The sequence below is a fragment of the Paenibacillus sp. FSL M7-0802 genome (genome assembly GCF_038004945.1).
GTDB lineage: Bacteria > Bacillota > Bacilli > Paenibacillales > Paenibacillaceae > Paenibacillus > Paenibacillus polymyxa_B.
Genome location: NZ_JBBOSD010000001.1, coordinates 401,795 through 418,949 on the forward strand (window position 1 = coordinate 401,795; position 17,155 = coordinate 418,949).

The 17,155-nt window shown below is 46.5% G+C and carries 16 protein-coding genes and 1 other annotated feature; of the genes, 6 read left to right on the plus strand and 10 right to left on the minus strand.

All coding sequences use genetic code 11. The annotated features are described in order from the left end of the window. Nucleotides 1-56: 56 nt before the first annotated feature. Entirely contained in the window at nucleotides 57-1,154 is a 1,098-nt protein-coding gene (rsgA, locus tag MHB54_RS02135) for a ribosome small subunit-dependent GTPase A (protein ID WP_023988259.1), read from the minus strand. A gap of 483 nt (nucleotides 1,155-1,637) precedes the next feature. Then, nucleotides 1,638-2,234 carry a DUF2087 domain-containing protein gene (locus tag MHB54_RS02140; RefSeq protein ID WP_023988258.1) on the minus strand — a complete coding sequence of 199 codons (597 nt, stop codon included), beginning with the start codon at nucleotides 2,232-2,234 and terminating at the stop codon, nucleotides 1,638-1,640. A 295-nt stretch (nucleotides 2,235-2,529) separates the two neighbouring features. Between MHB54_RS02140 and MHB54_RS02145 the strand changes: the two genes are divergently transcribed. From MHB54_RS02145 to MHB54_RS02155, 3 genes are all read left to right on the plus strand, one after another. Further along, entirely contained in the window at nucleotides 2,530-3,501 is a 972-nt protein-coding gene (locus MHB54_RS02145; RefSeq protein ID WP_023988257.1) for a YpdA family putative bacillithiol disulfide reductase, read from the plus strand. A gap of 22 nt (nucleotides 3,502-3,523) precedes the next feature. Further along, on the plus strand, nucleotides 3,524-3,967 hold the full coding sequence (locus tag MHB54_RS02150; RefSeq protein WP_013309978.1) for a DUF441 domain-containing protein: 444 nt from the start codon (nucleotides 3,524-3,526) through the stop codon (nucleotides 3,965-3,967). A 115-nt stretch (nucleotides 3,968-4,082) separates the two neighbouring features. Further along, the gene (locus MHB54_RS02155) at nucleotides 4,083-4,595 is read left to right on the plus strand and encodes a hypothetical protein (RefSeq protein WP_023988256.1); all 513 of its coding nucleotides are present in this window, start codon (nucleotides 4,083-4,085) and stop codon (nucleotides 4,593-4,595) included. 133 nt (nucleotides 4,596-4,728) lie between these two features. Here MHB54_RS02155 and MHB54_RS02160 read toward each other — a convergent pair whose 3' ends face one another. Next, nucleotides 4,729-5,031, minus strand: coding sequence for a HesB/YadR/YfhF family protein (locus MHB54_RS02160; RefSeq protein WP_013309976.1), 303 nt, complete (start codon nucleotides 5,029-5,031; stop codon nucleotides 4,729-4,731). Between the two features lie 348 nt (nucleotides 5,032-5,379). Further along, nucleotides 5,380-5,565, minus strand: coding sequence for a hypothetical protein (locus MHB54_RS02165; RefSeq protein WP_226887697.1), 186 nt, complete (start codon nucleotides 5,563-5,565; stop codon nucleotides 5,380-5,382). Between the two features lie 50 nt (nucleotides 5,566-5,615). Between MHB54_RS02165 and MHB54_RS02170 the strand changes: the two genes are divergently transcribed. Both MHB54_RS02170 and MHB54_RS02175 read left to right on the plus strand, forming a co-directional pair. After that, the gene (locus MHB54_RS02170; protein WP_023988255.1) at nucleotides 5,616-7,373 is read left to right on the plus strand and encodes an ABC transporter ATP-binding protein; all 1,758 of its coding nucleotides are present in this window, start codon (nucleotides 5,616-5,618) and stop codon (nucleotides 7,371-7,373) included. Further along, nucleotides 7,373-9,454, plus strand: coding sequence for an ABC transporter ATP-binding protein (locus MHB54_RS02175; RefSeq protein ID WP_023988254.1), 2,082 nt, complete (start codon nucleotides 7,373-7,375; stop codon nucleotides 9,452-9,454). Before MHB54_RS02170 ends, MHB54_RS02175 begins: the two co-directional genes overlap by 1 nt. Before the next feature lie 125 nt (nucleotides 9,455-9,579). On the opposite strand, the gene MHB54_RS02180 is transcribed toward MHB54_RS02175, so the two are convergent. From MHB54_RS02180 to MHB54_RS02190, 3 genes are all read right to left on the minus strand, one after another. Then, the gene (locus MHB54_RS02180) at nucleotides 9,580-10,548 is read right to left on the minus strand and encodes an S-layer homology domain-containing protein (RefSeq protein WP_023988253.1); all 969 of its coding nucleotides are present in this window, start codon (nucleotides 10,546-10,548) and stop codon (nucleotides 9,580-9,582) included. 264 nt (nucleotides 10,549-10,812) lie between these two features. Continuing rightward, the gene (gene argS, locus MHB54_RS02185) at nucleotides 10,813-12,540 is read right to left on the minus strand and encodes an arginine--tRNA ligase (protein ID WP_023988252.1); all 1,728 of its coding nucleotides are present in this window, start codon (nucleotides 12,538-12,540) and stop codon (nucleotides 10,813-10,815) included. A gap of 58 nt (nucleotides 12,541-12,598) precedes the next feature. Further along, nucleotides 12,599-12,857, minus strand: a binding site (T-box leader). A 77-nt stretch (nucleotides 12,858-12,934) separates the two neighbouring features. Next, the gene (locus MHB54_RS02190) at nucleotides 12,935-13,264 is read right to left on the minus strand and encodes a four-helix bundle copper-binding protein (protein WP_023988251.1); all 330 of its coding nucleotides are present in this window, start codon (nucleotides 13,262-13,264) and stop codon (nucleotides 12,935-12,937) included. 262 nt (nucleotides 13,265-13,526) lie between these two features. Here MHB54_RS02190 and MHB54_RS02195 point away from each other — a divergent pair, with 262 nt between their 5' ends. Continuing rightward, nucleotides 13,527-14,042 (plus strand): MogA/MoaB family molybdenum cofactor biosynthesis protein, encoded by a 516-nt coding sequence (locus MHB54_RS02195; protein ID WP_023988250.1) that lies wholly within the window; start codon nucleotides 13,527-13,529, stop codon nucleotides 14,040-14,042. Between the two features lie 66 nt (nucleotides 14,043-14,108). On the opposite strand, the gene MHB54_RS02200 is transcribed toward MHB54_RS02195, so the two are convergent. From MHB54_RS02200 to MHB54_RS02210, 3 genes are all read right to left on the minus strand, one after another. Continuing rightward, nucleotides 14,109-15,572 (minus strand): nicotinate phosphoribosyltransferase, encoded by a 1,464-nt coding sequence (locus MHB54_RS02200; protein ID WP_023988249.1) that lies wholly within the window; start codon nucleotides 15,570-15,572, stop codon nucleotides 14,109-14,111. A gap of 120 nt (nucleotides 15,573-15,692) precedes the next feature. Then, nucleotides 15,693-16,259 carry a cysteine hydrolase family protein gene (locus tag MHB54_RS02205; protein WP_023988248.1) on the minus strand — a complete coding sequence of 189 codons (567 nt, stop codon included), beginning with the start codon at nucleotides 16,257-16,259 and terminating at the stop codon, nucleotides 15,693-15,695. 67 nt (nucleotides 16,260-16,326) lie between these two features. Continuing rightward, a complete protein-coding gene (locus tag MHB54_RS02210) occupies nucleotides 16,327-17,115 on the minus strand; it encodes an NUDIX domain-containing protein (RefSeq protein WP_023988247.1) in 789 nt (262 codons plus the stop codon). Nucleotides 17,116-17,155: the final 40 nt, after the last annotated feature.

The following is a 17,155-nucleotide window of genomic DNA, read 5'->3' on the forward strand; positions in this document are numbered from 1 at the left end:
GACTACAACATAGATTTTCTTATATTTTTACATTTGATGCTTCACTGCAGTTCGGCTTACCACTCCACATCACGTCGCCAGCCGCTTCGCTGATCCCTACGACCCGGGGTTGTGCTTGAACGGCTATCTTTCCTGCGCCGGTCTGCCTCCTTACGCGCCTGATATTCCAGTTCCCGCTGCATTTTGCGATAATTGTTCACTCTGGATTCCGACAATTCCCCTCTCTCTATAGCTTCCTCCACTGCACATCCAGCTTCGCCCTTATGCTTGCAATCTGCAAAACGGCATTGCTGCGCCGTTTCCATAATATCCGAAAAGGTATGAGCGACCCCCATGGAATCATCCCACAGATTTAACTCGCGCATACCAGGTGTATCCAGCAAAACGGCTTGCTTTGCGATGGGAAAAAGCTGTCGGTGAGTGGTTGTGTGCCTGCCCCGGCTGTCTTCCTCCCTCACATCCTGTGTCAGTTGAACTTCAGACCCAGAGAGCCAGTTTACTATCGTGGATTTTCCACTACCGGAAGAGCCTGTCAAAGCAACTGTACAGCCAGGTTGAAGAAACGCCTCCAGTTGCTCTCTGCCTTCGTTCTGCAAAGCAGAAATAACGATAACAGGTACACCAGGGGCAACTCCCTCCGCTTCAGCAACCCGTTGTTCGACATCTTCACAAAGATCACTCTTACTCAAAACGACAACTGGGTTTACCCCGCTGTTCCAAGCCATAATTAAATACCGTTCCAGTCTGCGCATATTAAAATCATGATTCAACGCATTAACAAGGAACAACGTATCCACATTGGTAGCGATCAGCTGCTCCTTCGTCTCAAAGCCCGCGGCCTGTCTAGATATTCGACTTTTCCGTGGCAAGACGGCATGGATGACTGCATCCGACACTTCATCTGGCGTAGTGATTGCTAGCCAGTCCCCTACGGCAGGCATTTCCGCCGGATCGACAATAGCATGTCGTAGCTTACCTGAAGCCGCTCCCCAGCGTTCTCCATCCATTGTGATAAGCTTCACCTTTTGTCCATAATCGGCAATCAAGCGGGCAGGACGTATCTGTGTATTTCCTACGCGTTCCTCAAAACTTTGCTTCCATTGGTCCCAAAAACCGTTCCAGTAATCAGACCAACCGTATTCATGTATACTCATTGTTTTCCTCCTGAAATCATTATTATTTTTTTGATCGTAGTGTTATTCGATCGATCGGTATACATTTTTCTCCCCGCATGCAAACAACGCAAAAAATCCGCAGGGGTTTCCCTGCGGAGGGTATACGATTCAGGCCGATGTGATCCGTTCGTTCACTTAAGCAAGCAGTCTTCACAGACCACTCCCCAGAACCAGCAACTGGATAACAAGATGCCTAACCATAAAAAATCCGCAGGGAATCACTCCCTGCGGATTTCGTTGGTTCTACTGCCAACCAACTGCTAAGCCAAGACTATAGATCTATACAGTCTTTAACCGTGCATCGTCCGTGCGGGAGACAAGTCATTCTGCTGCTGAACCCATCCATTCATGTTCGTACGCATATAACATCGCCTCCTCCTAAAATTTCCTTTATCATACAAGTCCATCAATTGTCTGTCAAGGCTGCCCACGAAACTTTTTTGAAATCTTTGTCAAGTTTGTTTAGTGTACTTGATCCCAGCGCGTCCACATCTCACGCGGGTTCAATTCGTACATTTCCCGTTCCCTGTACATAAACTGATGCATAATCAGCTCACGCCGAATCGTTGCAAAATCCTCATGGTATTGCTTGATCCACTCGTTTAATTCACGTTCAGGATACATGCGGCCTGGCTCCAGCTTTTCTGCCAGCATCTGAAGGACGATTAATTTTTTCTTATACTGCGCAGGGATTTGGCGCAACTTGCCGTCCTTGGAAAAAAAATTGCGTAAGACCGACGCCTCCAGCGTTTCATTCAACTCTGACATCTCTTCCTCCCCCTCTCCTTTTTCGAAAATAAATCGCACCGTCGCCTCGGCATGCTGCCGGATCAGCTCTGGATTCAGTGTAAAATACACCATGTTTTTATCACGTCGTTCCTTAATCAGCCCAGCCTCACGGAGTTTGGAAGCATGATGTGTAACAGTCGGCTGGGACAAATTCAGCTTTTTCGCCAAAGCTTGACCATGCATCTCCCCACGGGACAAAAGAAGTAATATTCGCATACGCGTTGGATCAGCGAGTGCTTTATGATAATTGACCATTTTATCCAGTTGCATCGTTATTGCACCTCTTTTCACTAGTACATACTTGCTATGCAAGCGAATTCAATCACATAAAATAGATATATATCTAATTATATGTTTACTAAAAGTAGCTGTCAATCTTCACCTTCCATCATCACTTTCTGAAAACGGCTGGATATTGTGTTCGCATTGCGGTAGGATTATTATTTGAAAACTTCTCACATACTGAGCTATTTGCTTCAATCCTGAGATCCGTTTTTAATCGTCAAAATAATGTTAACCCTACAAAACAGGCGTAATAAACCAATACAACTGGAGGTTCATCCAAATGTACGACGTAATCATTATCGGTGGCGGACCCTGCGGACTATCCGCTGCAATCGAATGCAGCCGCAGAGGTTTGCAAACTGTCATTATTGAAAAAAGCAACATCGTTCACTCCATTTTTCTGTATCCGACCAACATGCAGTTTTTTAGCACCGCCGAACTACTGGAAATCGGTGATGTTCCATTCAGCACCCCTAATGATAAACCTTTTCGTCATGAAGCACTGGCGTACTATCGTAAGGTAGCCACTCATTATAACTTGAACATTCAGCATTATGAGGAGGCCCAGTCCATTCATCGCCAGGATGACGGTACATTTACCGTACATACCCTGAGCAAAGGGGAAATAACCAAAACGTATTCGTCACGCTATGTCGTTGTGGCTACAGGATATTTTGATCATCCGAACTATTTGGGCATTCCTGGGGAACAATTGGATAAAGTCACGCACTATTTCAGCGAAGCCCATCCCTATACAGGAACCCGGGTCGCAGTCATCGGTGGCAGTAACTCTGCGGTAGATGCTGCAATGGAATTGGTGCGGGTCGGAGCTACGATTGATATGGTATATCGTCGAAGCGAGTTGTCCCAATACATCAAGCCGTGGGTTCGTCCACTGTTTGACAGTATGGTACAAAAAGGGAAGATCACGCTGCACTTAGGCGCACGCATTACCGAAATTCATCCAGACCATGTCGTAGTCACTCCGCTGGACACTGAAGCATTCCGGCTCGAAAATGATTTTGTACTGGCACTGACTGGATTTCACCCGGAACGAAAACTACTGGAGTCTGTTGGCGTCCACATGGCTGAGGATCTGGACAAACCAGAATTTAATCCTGCCACGATGGAAACGAACATCCCAGGTATATATGTCGCTGGGGTCATCGCTTCAGGCAGCAATGCCAATGAGGTGTTTATTGAAACAGGCCGCTGGCACGGGCGACAAATCGCCGAACATATCCAAAGCTAAATAAACGAAGGAGAACATCTGTATGGATTACAGCTCACTTATCTTACTGGTATTGGCTGGTCTTGGAATTGTTAGTGGCAACTCTACCGTGACTATTGCCATGGTTGTATTACTGCTGCTGCGGGTAACCAGCTTTCATTCTGCTTTCCCCTGGCTTGAAAGGTATGGCCTGACGATCGGAATTATTATTTTGACGATTGGGGTCATGACCCCGCTAGCCAGCGGTAAAATCAGTATCAATCAGGTGATGGAGTCTTTCCTGCACTGGAAATCACTGCTCGCGATTGGTATCGGAATTTTGGTAGCCTATCTTGGCGGCCGCGGAGTAACTTTGATGTCTGGACAGCCCATTATTGTGACAGGTCTACTGATCGGGACCGTCATTGGCGTTGCCTTCTTTAAAGGAGTTCCTGTTGGACCTCTGATTGCTGCCGGATTGCTTTCCTTGTTAATCGGCCGCAGCTAAATTCGCACAACAAATATAGGAATAAATGATAGCAATCTGCATGTCGGGCTGAATTCAGTCCCGCTTTGTGGTATACTCATATCGCATAATTTGGTAAATGCAGGAGGCTTGACCGATGTCTCGACAATTTGTAACGGAAGCTGTAATGGTGGCTATATACGGCCAACTACTTACATCTCCCGCCCCTGTGGAATATATAGTGCCATACACATCACTGCTAGAGCTATACGAATTCCAGGATAGCACAGAGCCGCTCATGGATAATCCTATGGACGATCAACATGTGAAGCGGAAGGTAAGCGAGTTGATCAGTTATTTTGAGGAACCGTTGAATCAGAAAAAAATTCGGCGTGCCCTTCAGATGCCTTGGGCCAAGAGCTTGCCTATTCTATTCGATGCCAATACATCACTCATTATCATTAATGCTGTTGATACTGCGCATTACGGAGAATATTTTGATCCAATTGAGACTGAACTAGTGTTGACAGCTCAACGTGAATCATTACCTATTCTGACGGATCAATTGGACTGGATCCACCGCATTATCGAAGCTTCCGTACCTGTACATGTGTACGACATTGATGATTTTGATTTTGCACTCGATGGCCCGATACTTAACAACCCTTAACATACGACATACCCGCCTTAACCACAAAAAAGCGGCGGAGCATCATGTACAGGTTCATCTCCTGTAACACGATACTCCACCGCTTTTCTTGTCCAAGAACAACTATTTGCACGCTATGATTGACAGTAGAGCGCTAAGCTTGTCCATCCTCAACATAGGTGTAAATAATGTCATCATGTTCCTCCAAATACTTAACTTCCAGATGATGGCCCTTCAGATACCAGTAATCCTGGTCCTCCATATAAAACGTAATGCCAGCCGCTTCATGCTGTAATACGGGGTGCTGCGGAGGCTCTACGGCAATTCCCAGAGAAAAGCCTGGATGCAACCCGCCGCCAGAGCTATAGCGAACAAAAAAACGGATCGAATCTCCACGATTCAAACTAAGCTCCTTAATGTACCACTGTGCCGCAGGTTCAGTTACCTGTATGCTCATACGTTATGCTCATCTCCTTGTACAATGACGTCTGCCAACTATATCATAGCATCTTTTAGAATGACCACCAACCGTCCCAACCCAGCGAGCTTCTTGGACAAGTCATATACATTTTTTTGAAAAAGGTTTGACAATTCGCAAAAAAGGGTGTTAAGATTCAACCATACGAGATCCATTTTGAAATTTATTACCAATTCGAACGATTACTCATGTTAGAATGAACCCATTTTGAGGAAGAAAGGAGTGTTACCGGTGCTAAAATTTCCTATTGCATTTTACCCACATCTACAAACACAACAACTTCATACCGGAGCATCTCCCCTGTCGCATCCTTCATAATTGGGCCATTCACGTTGTATGGTTTAATACGAGTGGCTGCCTGCGTTTGAGCAGTTTTTCAGTGGTGAGTGTGCTGAAAATACCTGCGCGCCATATGATATTGAGATTTAAGGCATATCGTCTGCGGACGGTATGCCTTTTTTGCGCCTGTTGCCGGATCATATTTGTGGTAGCAAGCCGCTGTTGTTTCTTCAAAATGGTACACAACTCTCGAAAGAACTTGTCATGAAAGGATGGGATTCCTCTTGTTTTCGGTACTTAAAAATTTAAGCTGGTTTTTTAAAAGAGAACGAAGCCGATACTCCATTGGATTGTTTTTGCTGATAGCCGTTGGTGTGCTGGAGCTTGCTCCACCTCGGCTACTAGGTAGTGCCATTGATGAGATTGTGCGCGGTTCGATTTCCTGGTCCTCACTTTGGCGTTATATTTTGTACATCATAGGCATTCTAGCCGTCATCTACTACATTACGTACATATGGATGCACAAGCTGTTTGGTGGTGCCAATCTGGTGGAGCGCTTACTGCGCACACGCTTTATGAATCATCTACTGCGGATGACCCCTCCATTTTTTGAACGTAATCGTACTGGTGATCTGATGGCTCGTGCTACGAACGACCTTCGCTCCGTAGCAAGTACAGCGGGCTTCGGCATGCTGACACTGACAGACTCTACGGTCTATCTGAGCGTTGTATTAGTTGCCATGGGTACCCTAATCAGTTGGAAGTTGACACTGGCAGCTATCCTGCCCCTACCTTTTATTGCACTGGCTATGAGCATTTACGGTAAAGCCGTTCACGAGCGTTACACACTGGCACAAGATGCATTTGGTGATATGAACGATCAGGTGTTGGAATCCGTAGCAGGCATCCGAGTCATTCGCGCCTATGTGCAAGAGCGAATGGACGAAAAGCGTTTCGCTGATATTACCGACGATGTATTTCGTAAAAATCTGGCTGTCGCTCGGATGGATGCTCTCTTTGAACCAACGATTCGTTTATGTGTAGGACTTAGCTATGTCATTGGACTCGGTTATGGTATTTATCTGGTATTTCATAACGATATCACGCTAGGCGAATTGGTCTCCTTTAATATGTATCTAGGAATGATGATTTGGCCGATGTTTGCCATTGGAGAGCTGATTAACATTATGCAGCGCGGTAGCGCTTCCCTGGACCGGGTCAATGAAACTCTCGATGTCCAGCCAGACGTTCAGGATGCAGCTCAACCTGTTCCAGTGGACCGCCTCGAATCCATCAGGATGAAAGACGTTACCTTCCGTTACCCTACTTCTACTATTGACAATCTGTCACATGTGAGTCTGGAGCTCAAACGCGGAGAAACGCTAGGCGTCGTCGGTAGAACCGGCAGCGGGAAATCCACTCTCCTCAAACAGCTTCTGCATGAATATCCGACGGGTAGCGGTGATATTTTAATCTCCGGCATACGTCTGGAGGACATTGCAGTAGAACAACTACACAGCTGGATCGGCTACGTGCCGCAAGAGCAAATTTTGTTTTCCAAATCGGTGCGCGAGAACATTCAGTTCGGGAAACCTCGTGCAGATGATGACGACATTATGGAAGCTATCCGTACAGCTGCCTTCGACCAGGATTTAGGTACCTTGTCTGATGGGCTGGATACACTGGTCGGAGAAAAAGGTATCGCCCTGTCCGGCGGCCAGAAGCAGCGTGTTTCGCTGGCACGCGCCTTTATCGGTGATCCGGATATTCTATTGCTCGACGATGCACTATCTGCAGTAGATGCCCGGACGGAAGCAAGGATTATTGACAATATCCGACGTAAGCGCTCGGGTAAAACAACCTTGATCTCCACCCACCGCCTCTCTGCTGTAGAACATGCAGACCGGATCGTCGTGCTGGAGCAAGGACGCATTATTGAGGAAGGGACCCACAGCGAGCTGCTTCAGGCTGACGGATGGTACCGACAACAGTATGAACGGCAACAAGTGGAATCTGATCTGACCTCAGGGGAGGTATCCTAATGAAACCTAATATCGGCAAAAGGCTATTCCAGTACGCGCTGACGAGCAAAGCAGGCTTTATTGCCGCTCTCATCGCTTTGGCTATCGGAGTAGCCGCCGAGCTCGCTGGTCCCTTCATCGCCAAAACGATGATTGACGACCATATGCTCGCTATTGAAAAACCATTTTATGAAACAACTAGTGTGGACGGAACTGTAAGCTATGCTGGAACCCACTTTAAGCGTGAAGATCGCTTTGAGTCCGGGGAGACCAAAGGTCGCGAAGCGAGGATTTTACAAGTTGGGAAATCTTTCGTATTTATCGATGGCTCGGTTAAAGTGGCTGACGGTAACCGCTCCTTTACGAACGGAACGCTGACTGTGACACGCGGCTCCGACACCTTTCGCTATGAAGCTAAGGCTCTGACAGCTGATGAACTGTATAGCTTTTACAAACCGGAAATGCCCGGTATCTTTCAGCTGATTGGCTGGTATTGCTTCTTCCTGATTATTTCCATTTTTGCTGAATTCGGCAAAACATACTGGCTGCAATCCTCGGCGAACAAGGTCATTCAAAAGCTTCGGCTTGATCTCTACGCGCACATCCAGCGGTTGCCAGTTTACTTTTTTGATAACTTGCCCGCAGGCAAAGTCGTATCCCGTGTTACGAATGACACTGAGGCAGTCAAAGATTTGTTTGTGGCTGTGCTCTCAAATTTCACTTCAGGGATTGTAACGATGGCAGGAGTATATGTTGCACTCTTTTTGCTAGACTTCAGACTGGGTCTTATCTCTCTGTTTATTGTACCGTTATTGATCTTGTGGATTATATTGTATCGCAAGGTCGCCACCCGCTATAATACAATCATTCGGTCCAGACTCAGTGAAATTAATGCGATTATCAATGAATCGATTCAAGGGATGTCCATTATTCGCGTGTTCCGGCACCAGAAACAAACGCAGCAAGAGTTTGAAGAACTGAATGATGACTATATGAAGCATCAGAATAAAATGCTGAATTTGAACGCCTTCACTTCGCACAATTTAGTCAACGTGTTAAGAAATCTCGCCTTTGCCGTCGTGTTGTGGTATTTCGGATCTGAGGCGCTCGGAACTACAGGTAGTGCTGTTTCACTAGGCGTATTGTATGCCTTCGTCGATGTGCTGGGTCGACTGTTCCAACCTATGACGGGTATGGTCAACCAACTCGCCGTACTGGATACTTCCATCGTATCCTCAGGACGCGTATTTGAGTTGATGGACGAAACTGGAGAGCCGGTGACGGACGGCACGATGCCGCGCTACAAAGGCCAGGTAGAGTTTAACGACGTTTCCTTTGCCTACAAAAAGGATGATGTACTTAAACATATTTCCTTTACTGCACAGCCCGGGCAAACAGTTGCCCTTGTCGGACATACCGGATCAGGCAAAAGTTCGATTATTAACCTGCTATTCCGGTTCTATGATCCGCAAAAAGGAACGATCACCATTGACGGAACATCTGTCAAAGACATCCCTAAGCAATGGATTCGCCATCATATGGGTATTGTTCTTCAAGATCCATATTTGTTTACAGGTACGGTAGCCTCTAATGTCAGTCTCGAAGACAGCCGAATCACGAGAGAACAGGTGAATAAAGCGCTGCATGACGTTGGAGCCGACAAATTGCTGGCCCATTTGCCGCAAGGATTCGATGAGCCTGTTATTGAAAAAGGTAGCACTTTATCAGCCGGGCAACGCCAGCTTATTTCCTTCGCTCGTGCACTAGCCTTTGATCCCGCAATTTTAATTCTGGATGAAGCTACTGCCAATATTGACACCGAAACGGAAGCGCTCATCCAATCCGCTCTTGAGGTACTCAAGAAGGGACGTACGACCTTTATCATTGCTCACCGTTTGTCCACCATTCGCAGTGCGGACCAAATTTTGGTGCTTCATCGGGGTGAAATTGTTGAACGGGGCAGCCATGACGAACTTATGGCTCAAGGCGGTCGTTACTTCCAAATGTATCAGCTCCAGTCGGGAACAGTTGCAACAGATTCGGCTTCATCCTCTGCACATGCTGCGCAAGATGACCTACTTGCAAGCAAAGTCAGCATTTAAAGCTTGAATAGCCCTATTGCTTAGGGCTAACGATTAACATTTGGTATGAAAAAAACCAGCAAGTCTCCCCTACAAATTGGAGGCTCGCTGGTTTTATTTATATCTATAACATAGGGCTCGTAATTTTATTTAGCTACAGACGTGCCTGTTCCTGTGGGCGGAAGCACTGTTCCATCTACTGCTTTAAGCGTAACCTTATACTTGCTGTCTACCAATGTGCTTGTGTGGGTATCCGTAATGACCTGAATATTCATTTCCCCTGGCTTTGGACTAGTCAGCTTGTAGTAAATTACTGCATTCGTATCATCTACGTAGTCGATGTGATCCACTTCAATGCCGTAACCTGGATTAGGTGCCTGCAGACGGGTGATTGTCACTTTGTTCTGCTCGTCATTTGCCTTTTCTATACTCATACTAATGTTATTTTGTTGAACCGGATCTACAGGCTCAGCCGGATTTTCAGGAGTAGCTTCAACCGTTTTATGACTTTGTACAAATTCGGATGCGTTATAGACCATTTCTGCTGCCTCCATCCGCGTTACTTTACGATCCGGGTTAAAGTTGCTCTGTTCGTCCAATTTTGCAATTTTGGTCAATAGCAGGAATTGAACGGCTGCATTTGATTCCTGGTCTAGTTTTTTGCCATCCGCTACATTAATTAACATACGGATAGTTGGATATTCACCCGTTGCACTCACTGCTTTATACAGAATATTCGCAAATTGTTCTCTTGTCATACGGGTGCTTGGATCAATATCTGGTGACAAAGGGATTTGGTGTTGGGCTGCAATCCGATAGGACTGGGCATACCATGCAGAAGCCGGAATGTTTGCAAAGGAACCCGTTGTGAAATCAGGCATTACCTGAAGATCCATTGCACGAACAACCAAGTGTACTCCTTGTGCATACGTGAGCGTTTGATCCGGTGCAAATTTATCCTTGGTTATTCCTTGAATAATTCCTTTGTCCTGAAGTGAGTTTACGATCTTCTCCTGTTCAGCTCCCTTTATATCACGAAAAGCAGAGGCCGACGTAGCTACTGCCAATGAGCAGATGACAAGCAGGGCAGCTGTCACGCTTTTGTTCTTTTTCATGAGATACACCTCCATGTTTACTTTGCTTCTACACTTACCGACGCAATAAAAGCATCAAATGTTTCAAATATGCACAAATTGGTTGCAAAACAGTGGAATACCTGCGTTTAGTGTACCCGTCTAACTCTTTTCTGCTCACAATCTTTATACATACCCAAAAGTGCCTGTAACCGATTTATTTTTTTACAGTATTCCTTTGGAAGATCCAGGTCTGGGTAGCAGTCATCCCGCCAGCAAAAACTCGCTCCCCTTTGTTCGCTTTGCTTACATCCGATTCGGTGCTTTCAGACCAAGAAGTTGCAGCGCGCATGCCAGAATATCGGCAGTTTGTTCCGCCAACTGAATACGCCACTGTCCACCATCGACAATCCTTTCCTTGGCGTAAAAACGGTTAAACGCCTGGGCCGTATCCAATGCAAATCTCGCAATTACCGAAGGCTCCAGTTGGCGAACCGCACGTATCAGTTGTCCGTGATAGCGATCCAACTGCTTAAGCAGCGCCCAACCTGTGTCACCCAACATTCCATCCGATACGTCATTCAAATCACGAGAATGGCTATCTTGGACAAGGGCGTTGTCGCTAGAATTGGTATTATCAACATCGACGCGAGCGTGAGCTTTCTCCAGAAGGCTGCGTATGCGCGCATGAGTATACTGCACATAAGGCCCGGTCTCGCCTTCAAAGGTCAGCGCCTCCTCCAACGAAAAATCCACTTCATTCAGCCGGTTGTTTTTTAAATCACCAAAAATAATCGCCCCGATACCAACGTCCTCAGCTACTGCCTGTTGTTCCTGCAAATCGGGGTTCTTCTGAGTAATGATGGCTTGAGCACGCGCTATAGCTTCATCCAGCACCTCCTCCAGTTTGACAACTTTTCCGCGTCTTGTGGACATTTTCTTACCCGCAAACCGCATTAATCCAAACGGCACATGCTCACATTGCTCCGCCCAAGCCTCCCCTGCATGCTTCAGCACCGCAAACACCTGCTGAAAATGCAACTTCTGTTCTCCACCAACGACGTACAGCAACCGATCAGCCTTCATCACTTCATGACGATAAATCGCTGTTGCCAGATCACGTGTCGGATAAATGGTGGTCCCATCCTTTTTTAGAATAAGACACGGAGGCAGTTCCTCGTCTTCCAGACGAACCACGAGCGCACCATCACTTTCCTCCAGCAATCCTTTTGCTCTTAATTGAGCAACAACTGCCTGCATCTTATCATTGTAAAAACTTTCTCCCAGCACATGGTCAAATGTAATGTTTAGACGCTGGTACATACGATCAAATTCACCCAGACTAACTTCAACAAAAAACTCCCATAGTTGTTGAGCCTCAGCATCCCCATGCTCCAAACGTCGGAACCACTCGCGGCCTTCATCCTCCAAAGTCGGATCATGCTCGGCCTCCTGATGAAAACGAACATATAGCTTCAGCGATTCACCAATCGGATCATGTTGTAGCTGCTCCTCATTTCCCCATCTTTTATAGGCCGCAATTTGCTTGCCAAACTGTGTTCCCCAATCCCCAAGATGATTCACACTAACTGGAACATATCCGGTTTCACCAAGAATACGATACAAGGCAGCACCGATAACAGTAGAGCGAAGATGACCGATACCAAACGGTTTGGCAATATTGGGCGAGGACATATCAATAACTACCCGCTGTCCGTGCCCGATATTGGGCCTGAGGAAATCGGCCTTGCTCAATTCAGCAAGCATAAGTGGAATATGAACAGATCGATCCAATGTTATATTTACATAGGCACCCGATGCTGAAGCAGTTAAACCTTCTTCATGATTCACTAGCTCCGCCAATTCCAGTGCAATGTGCTGTGGAGACTTTCGAAACTTTTTGGCCAGCACAAAACAGGGAAACGCCACATCTCCCCATTCAGGCTGCGGAGGCACCTCAAATAAAGATAAAATTTCTTTCTCCTCCAAGCCCGTATGGGCCAATATCGCTTGAGCAGCAATCCTCATCAACATGATCTCTCTCCTCTTTTTATAGAATCTAACAAAAAAAGCCCCCGCCTCTTGAAATAATTCAAGAGACGAGAACTTTAATATCCCCGCGGTACCACTCTTCGTAAATCGGTTGTGTAGTTACAGCTAACTTACACAAATCGCGATTTCACTCCAATGACTAATAACGGTGTCTGCCGGGCTGATCTACTAGAAGTTCTGCTCGTTGGGTCAACCGTCTCCCGGGTGCGCTTCACATCGGACCTCATACCGGCTTACACCTCTTCCGGCTCGCTGTAATGATACGGCTCCGCTGCTACTCTCCCGTTCCATGACGTTAATTCCAATCATTATACAAACCTATTCAGTAGAAAGCAACCTATTATTTCCTCTTCAGGCACTAGTTCCATATATGTAATTACACTGCCACCAACTGGCGGCACGCCTGAACGCAACGACGGCAGGCTTCTGCACAATGCTTGCAGTGATCATGGGAATGCTTGCTGCATTCAGCAGCACATACCTCACAGGCCTTGGCGCACAGCTCACAGATTTGCTCGGCAAAATCCGTTCCACGCTGCAGCATTTGAGCAGCAAATCCGCATATTTCTGCACATTCCCTACTCACTCGAATACATTCACGCAGCATAGCTAAATCATATTCCTTCAAACTCGCTACGTAACATACATTGCAAGCGTTCATACATTCCAGGCAAGCATCCACGCATTGTTGGTATGAATGATTCATATTACATTACCTCCCAGTTGTTGACCCTGCTGTACTATTACCCGCTGACCCTTGAGATTAATCATTTGATGTGCGCGCTTTCAATAAAATAAAAACAAAGTAATCCCGACTTATGTAAGGAAGTGTACTATATTCCAGTGTGCAAGTGCAAGGATATTAATCACATGGATTTTTAGCCCCTGTTTCTGACTTGCATACACTCAGTCATTGCTCTATTGTAAAAAGTGTATGTCTAACCACCGATCAAGGAGTGAGCATTTCAATGAATATGTCTTCTGTAGAGGAGCATCGACAGGAATCCCCGCAACAGGTTAATTGCATGGTCGTGACTGTCTCGGACACCCGCACCGTGGAAACAGATACTGGGGGACGACTGCTCATGGATCTACTAGAAACCAATGGATATAAGGTTGTTCGATATGTCATCGTCAAAGATGACTACGAAGGTATTCAGCAGTTAGTATCCGAAGCAGCGGCACAGGATGAAATCGAGGCTGTACTTTTGACAGGCGGTACCGGTATTTCTCCACGTGATACTACATATGAAGCCGTCTCCTCTCTACTGGATAAGGAACTACCTGGCTTTGGAGAAATCTTCCGTTATTTAAGCTTTGCTGAGGACATTGGTTCAGCAGCTATCTTAAGCCGGGCTGTAGCTGGCACTGTGGGCCAGACAGCTGTATTTTCTATGCCTGGCTCACGTGGAGCCGTTCGTTTGGCAATGGAACGCATTATTGTCCCTGAGCTACGACATGTGATGAGAGAAATTTATAAATAAGCTCCTATTTCCTACATGCCGCGACACAAAAAGGCACCCCATACATTCATGAGGTGCCTCTTCCAACTATTCTTTTTCTTCAACTTCGGGCTGCATATAGCTATCGATCAGCTTTTGCTTCAGCTCCCATACCTTCTCGCTCAGATTTACACGATAAATTTCAGGGTTCAGCTTCCGCAAATATTCTGGCCAAAACAGTTTCAACTGTGAAGTATGGTAGGCACGAATTTCATCCAGCTCAGGAAGCTCATATACCTTCTGTCCATTTATAAAAATAGGCTCAAGCATTGGTACGGCTTCATAATTTTCTACATACTTCTTCATATACGGATGCAAAGGGTTAAACAGCTTCAGGCGCTTACCATTACGCGGACGCTCTTCATCCGGGAAAGAAATATAATCGGCCACAGCTCTCCCTTTTTTCTTATCCACAATGCGATATACATCCTTCTTGCCTGGTGTGGATACTTTTTCTGGGTTACCCGAGATCTTAATCGTCGGCAACATTTCGCCATCCACTTCACGCTCAACCAGCTTGTACACCCCGCCAAGCGAAGGTTGATCTGAAGCCGTAATAAGCTGTGTTCCTACACCCCATACATCAATACGTGCCCCTTGGGCTTTCAGGTTAAAAATCGTATTTTCGTCCAAATCATTGGAAGCTACGATTTGTACGTAATCTAAGCCTTCAGCATCGAGCATTTCCCGCGCCTGAATGGATAGATAAGCCAAGTCACCGCTATCCAGACGGATTGCATTCATACGCTTGCCCTGACTCTCCAGCATTTTTGCTGTCCGAATCGCATGAGGAACACCACTTTCCAGCGTGTCAAAGGTGTCTACCAACAGTGTAACCTGGTCTGGTAAAACCTTCGCATACACGTCAAACGCCTCCTGCTCCGTCATAAAGGTCTGCACCCATGAATGGGCATGTGTTCCCTTCGTCGGGATTCCAAAGTGCTCGCCTGCCAGCATATTAGAAGTCGCGTCAAAACCTGCCACATAAGCTGCTCGTGCTCCCCAAATCGCCGCATCTGCTTCCTGCGCACGCCGTGTTCCAAATTCGAGCAGTGTATCGTCACTTGCCACCTGCTTGATGCGCGATGCCTTTGTCGCAATGAGTGTCTGATAGTTCATAAAATTCAGCAATGCCGTCTCGACAAGCTGCGTTTCCATAATCGTTCCTTCAACACGCACCAGAGGCTCATTTGGAAAAACAAGTGCCCCTTCTTTCATTGAATGGACTGTTCCACCAAACTTAAACTGGCGCAGCGCCTCCATGAACATGGGATCATACTTCTCTTCCTGCTCAGAAAGGTAGCGAATGTCCTCTTCTGTAAACCGCAAATTTGCAATATAATTCACAATGCGTTCCAGACCAGCGAACACGGCGTATCCATTACCAAAAGGGAGTTTACGGAAATACGCCTCGAACACAGCTTTACGCTGATGACTTCCGTTCACCCAATGGGCGTACATCATATTAATCTGATATTTATCTGTATGTAATGCGAGGCTCGTTGACTGCATCGTAATCATCCTCTCTGACTGTCCCCAGGTTTGTGGCAGCGTACCGCCTCATCTGCCCAGATTCAGCAATATCCGGCTCCATTTTGTTATCGGACATTGGTGCACAATCGTTAAGTTATTTTACTTCTTCTGACGTAAAACCGTATCCTCAGCCGACCGTACCGCGGCTCCAAGACTTCCCTCAAAATGACCCAAAGCCCAATCATGTCCAGCTTGATTAAAGCTCGCCACAGCGTCCTTGTATACAGTAATAGCAAAACCTTTGTTATAAGCATCTACAGCCGTATGCAGCACACATATATCTGTACACACACCAATTAGATGAACTTCCAGAACACCACGTTCACGCAGCCTGAGCTCCAGATCTGTGCCCGCAAAAGCACTGTACCGTGTTTTATCCAACCAGTAGATAAGATCACTTTGTTGCTCATAAAGGCTACGAAGCTTGCCATACAAATGTCGTCCGTTGGTTCCACGTATATTATGTGGAGGAAACAGCTTGCTCTCCGGATGATAAAGGTCGTTCTCCTCATGCAAATCCACAGCCATGACAACAAAGTCCCCTTGATCCACATATGCCTGCGTAATTGCTGCGATCCGTTCATCCAACTCAATCGCAGGTTGTCCTACAGGCAAACTACCGTCCACAAAATCTTTCGTGTAATCAATAACAATTAGTGCCTGCATCGTACGGTCAGCTCCTTATCCTCAAAGTGATATTGTACGTTCTATGCGTAACCTATTACATTAGGCGTTACGTGTAGATAGATAAACGCGGTACTCTGTCACTAAAACGGTACAACTGTGCCGGTCTTTGTGAATACTGGTTGGAACTGAGCGGTTTGCCATTCTCATCACGCACCTCTTCCAGTATTCCCTGCCTGCTACGAGTCGATGTTATTTTGCGAATAAAGTTTGGCTCTTCGAAATCCGGTACGACACTCTGAATCACCTGATATAATTCACCCAGTGTAAAATGTAGCGGTAAAAACTGCTTGGCTATCGTCGTCTGAAGCATCTGCAACTGAATTTTGCGATAAGCATCTACAATGATATCCCGGTGATCGAATGCCAGCTCCAATTCCTCCAACGCTTCGCGGATCGTGAATAGCCCAACCTCGGAAGCATCATCGGCCGCCTGACGCTGTTCCAACATCCATTCTTCTACCAGCGCAAAAAACGCATGCGATATGATCCACCCGCGCGGATCACGTCCCGGTCCACTATATACACCCAAATACTCCAGATGCCCGCCGTCCACACCCGTTTCCTCTAACAGCTCCCGCTTGGCAGCTCCATACATGGATTCATCTTCCTGACAAAACCCTCCAGGCAACGCCCAGCGTCCTGCAAAAGGCCAACTGCGGCGCTTGATGAGCATCACTTTCAGCTCACGAATCGGCAATGTCTTTGTTACCGTCTTACGCTCCCGCTTCGTTAAGGTAAACATAACGATATCCGCCGGAGCTCCATCCGGGGTACGGTATTTCTTAATGTTGTACGACGCCTTTTGCGCCTCTTCGTTTATACGATTGCTATCCATTGGCATCACCATATTATATCGTTTTGATAAATTCATTATG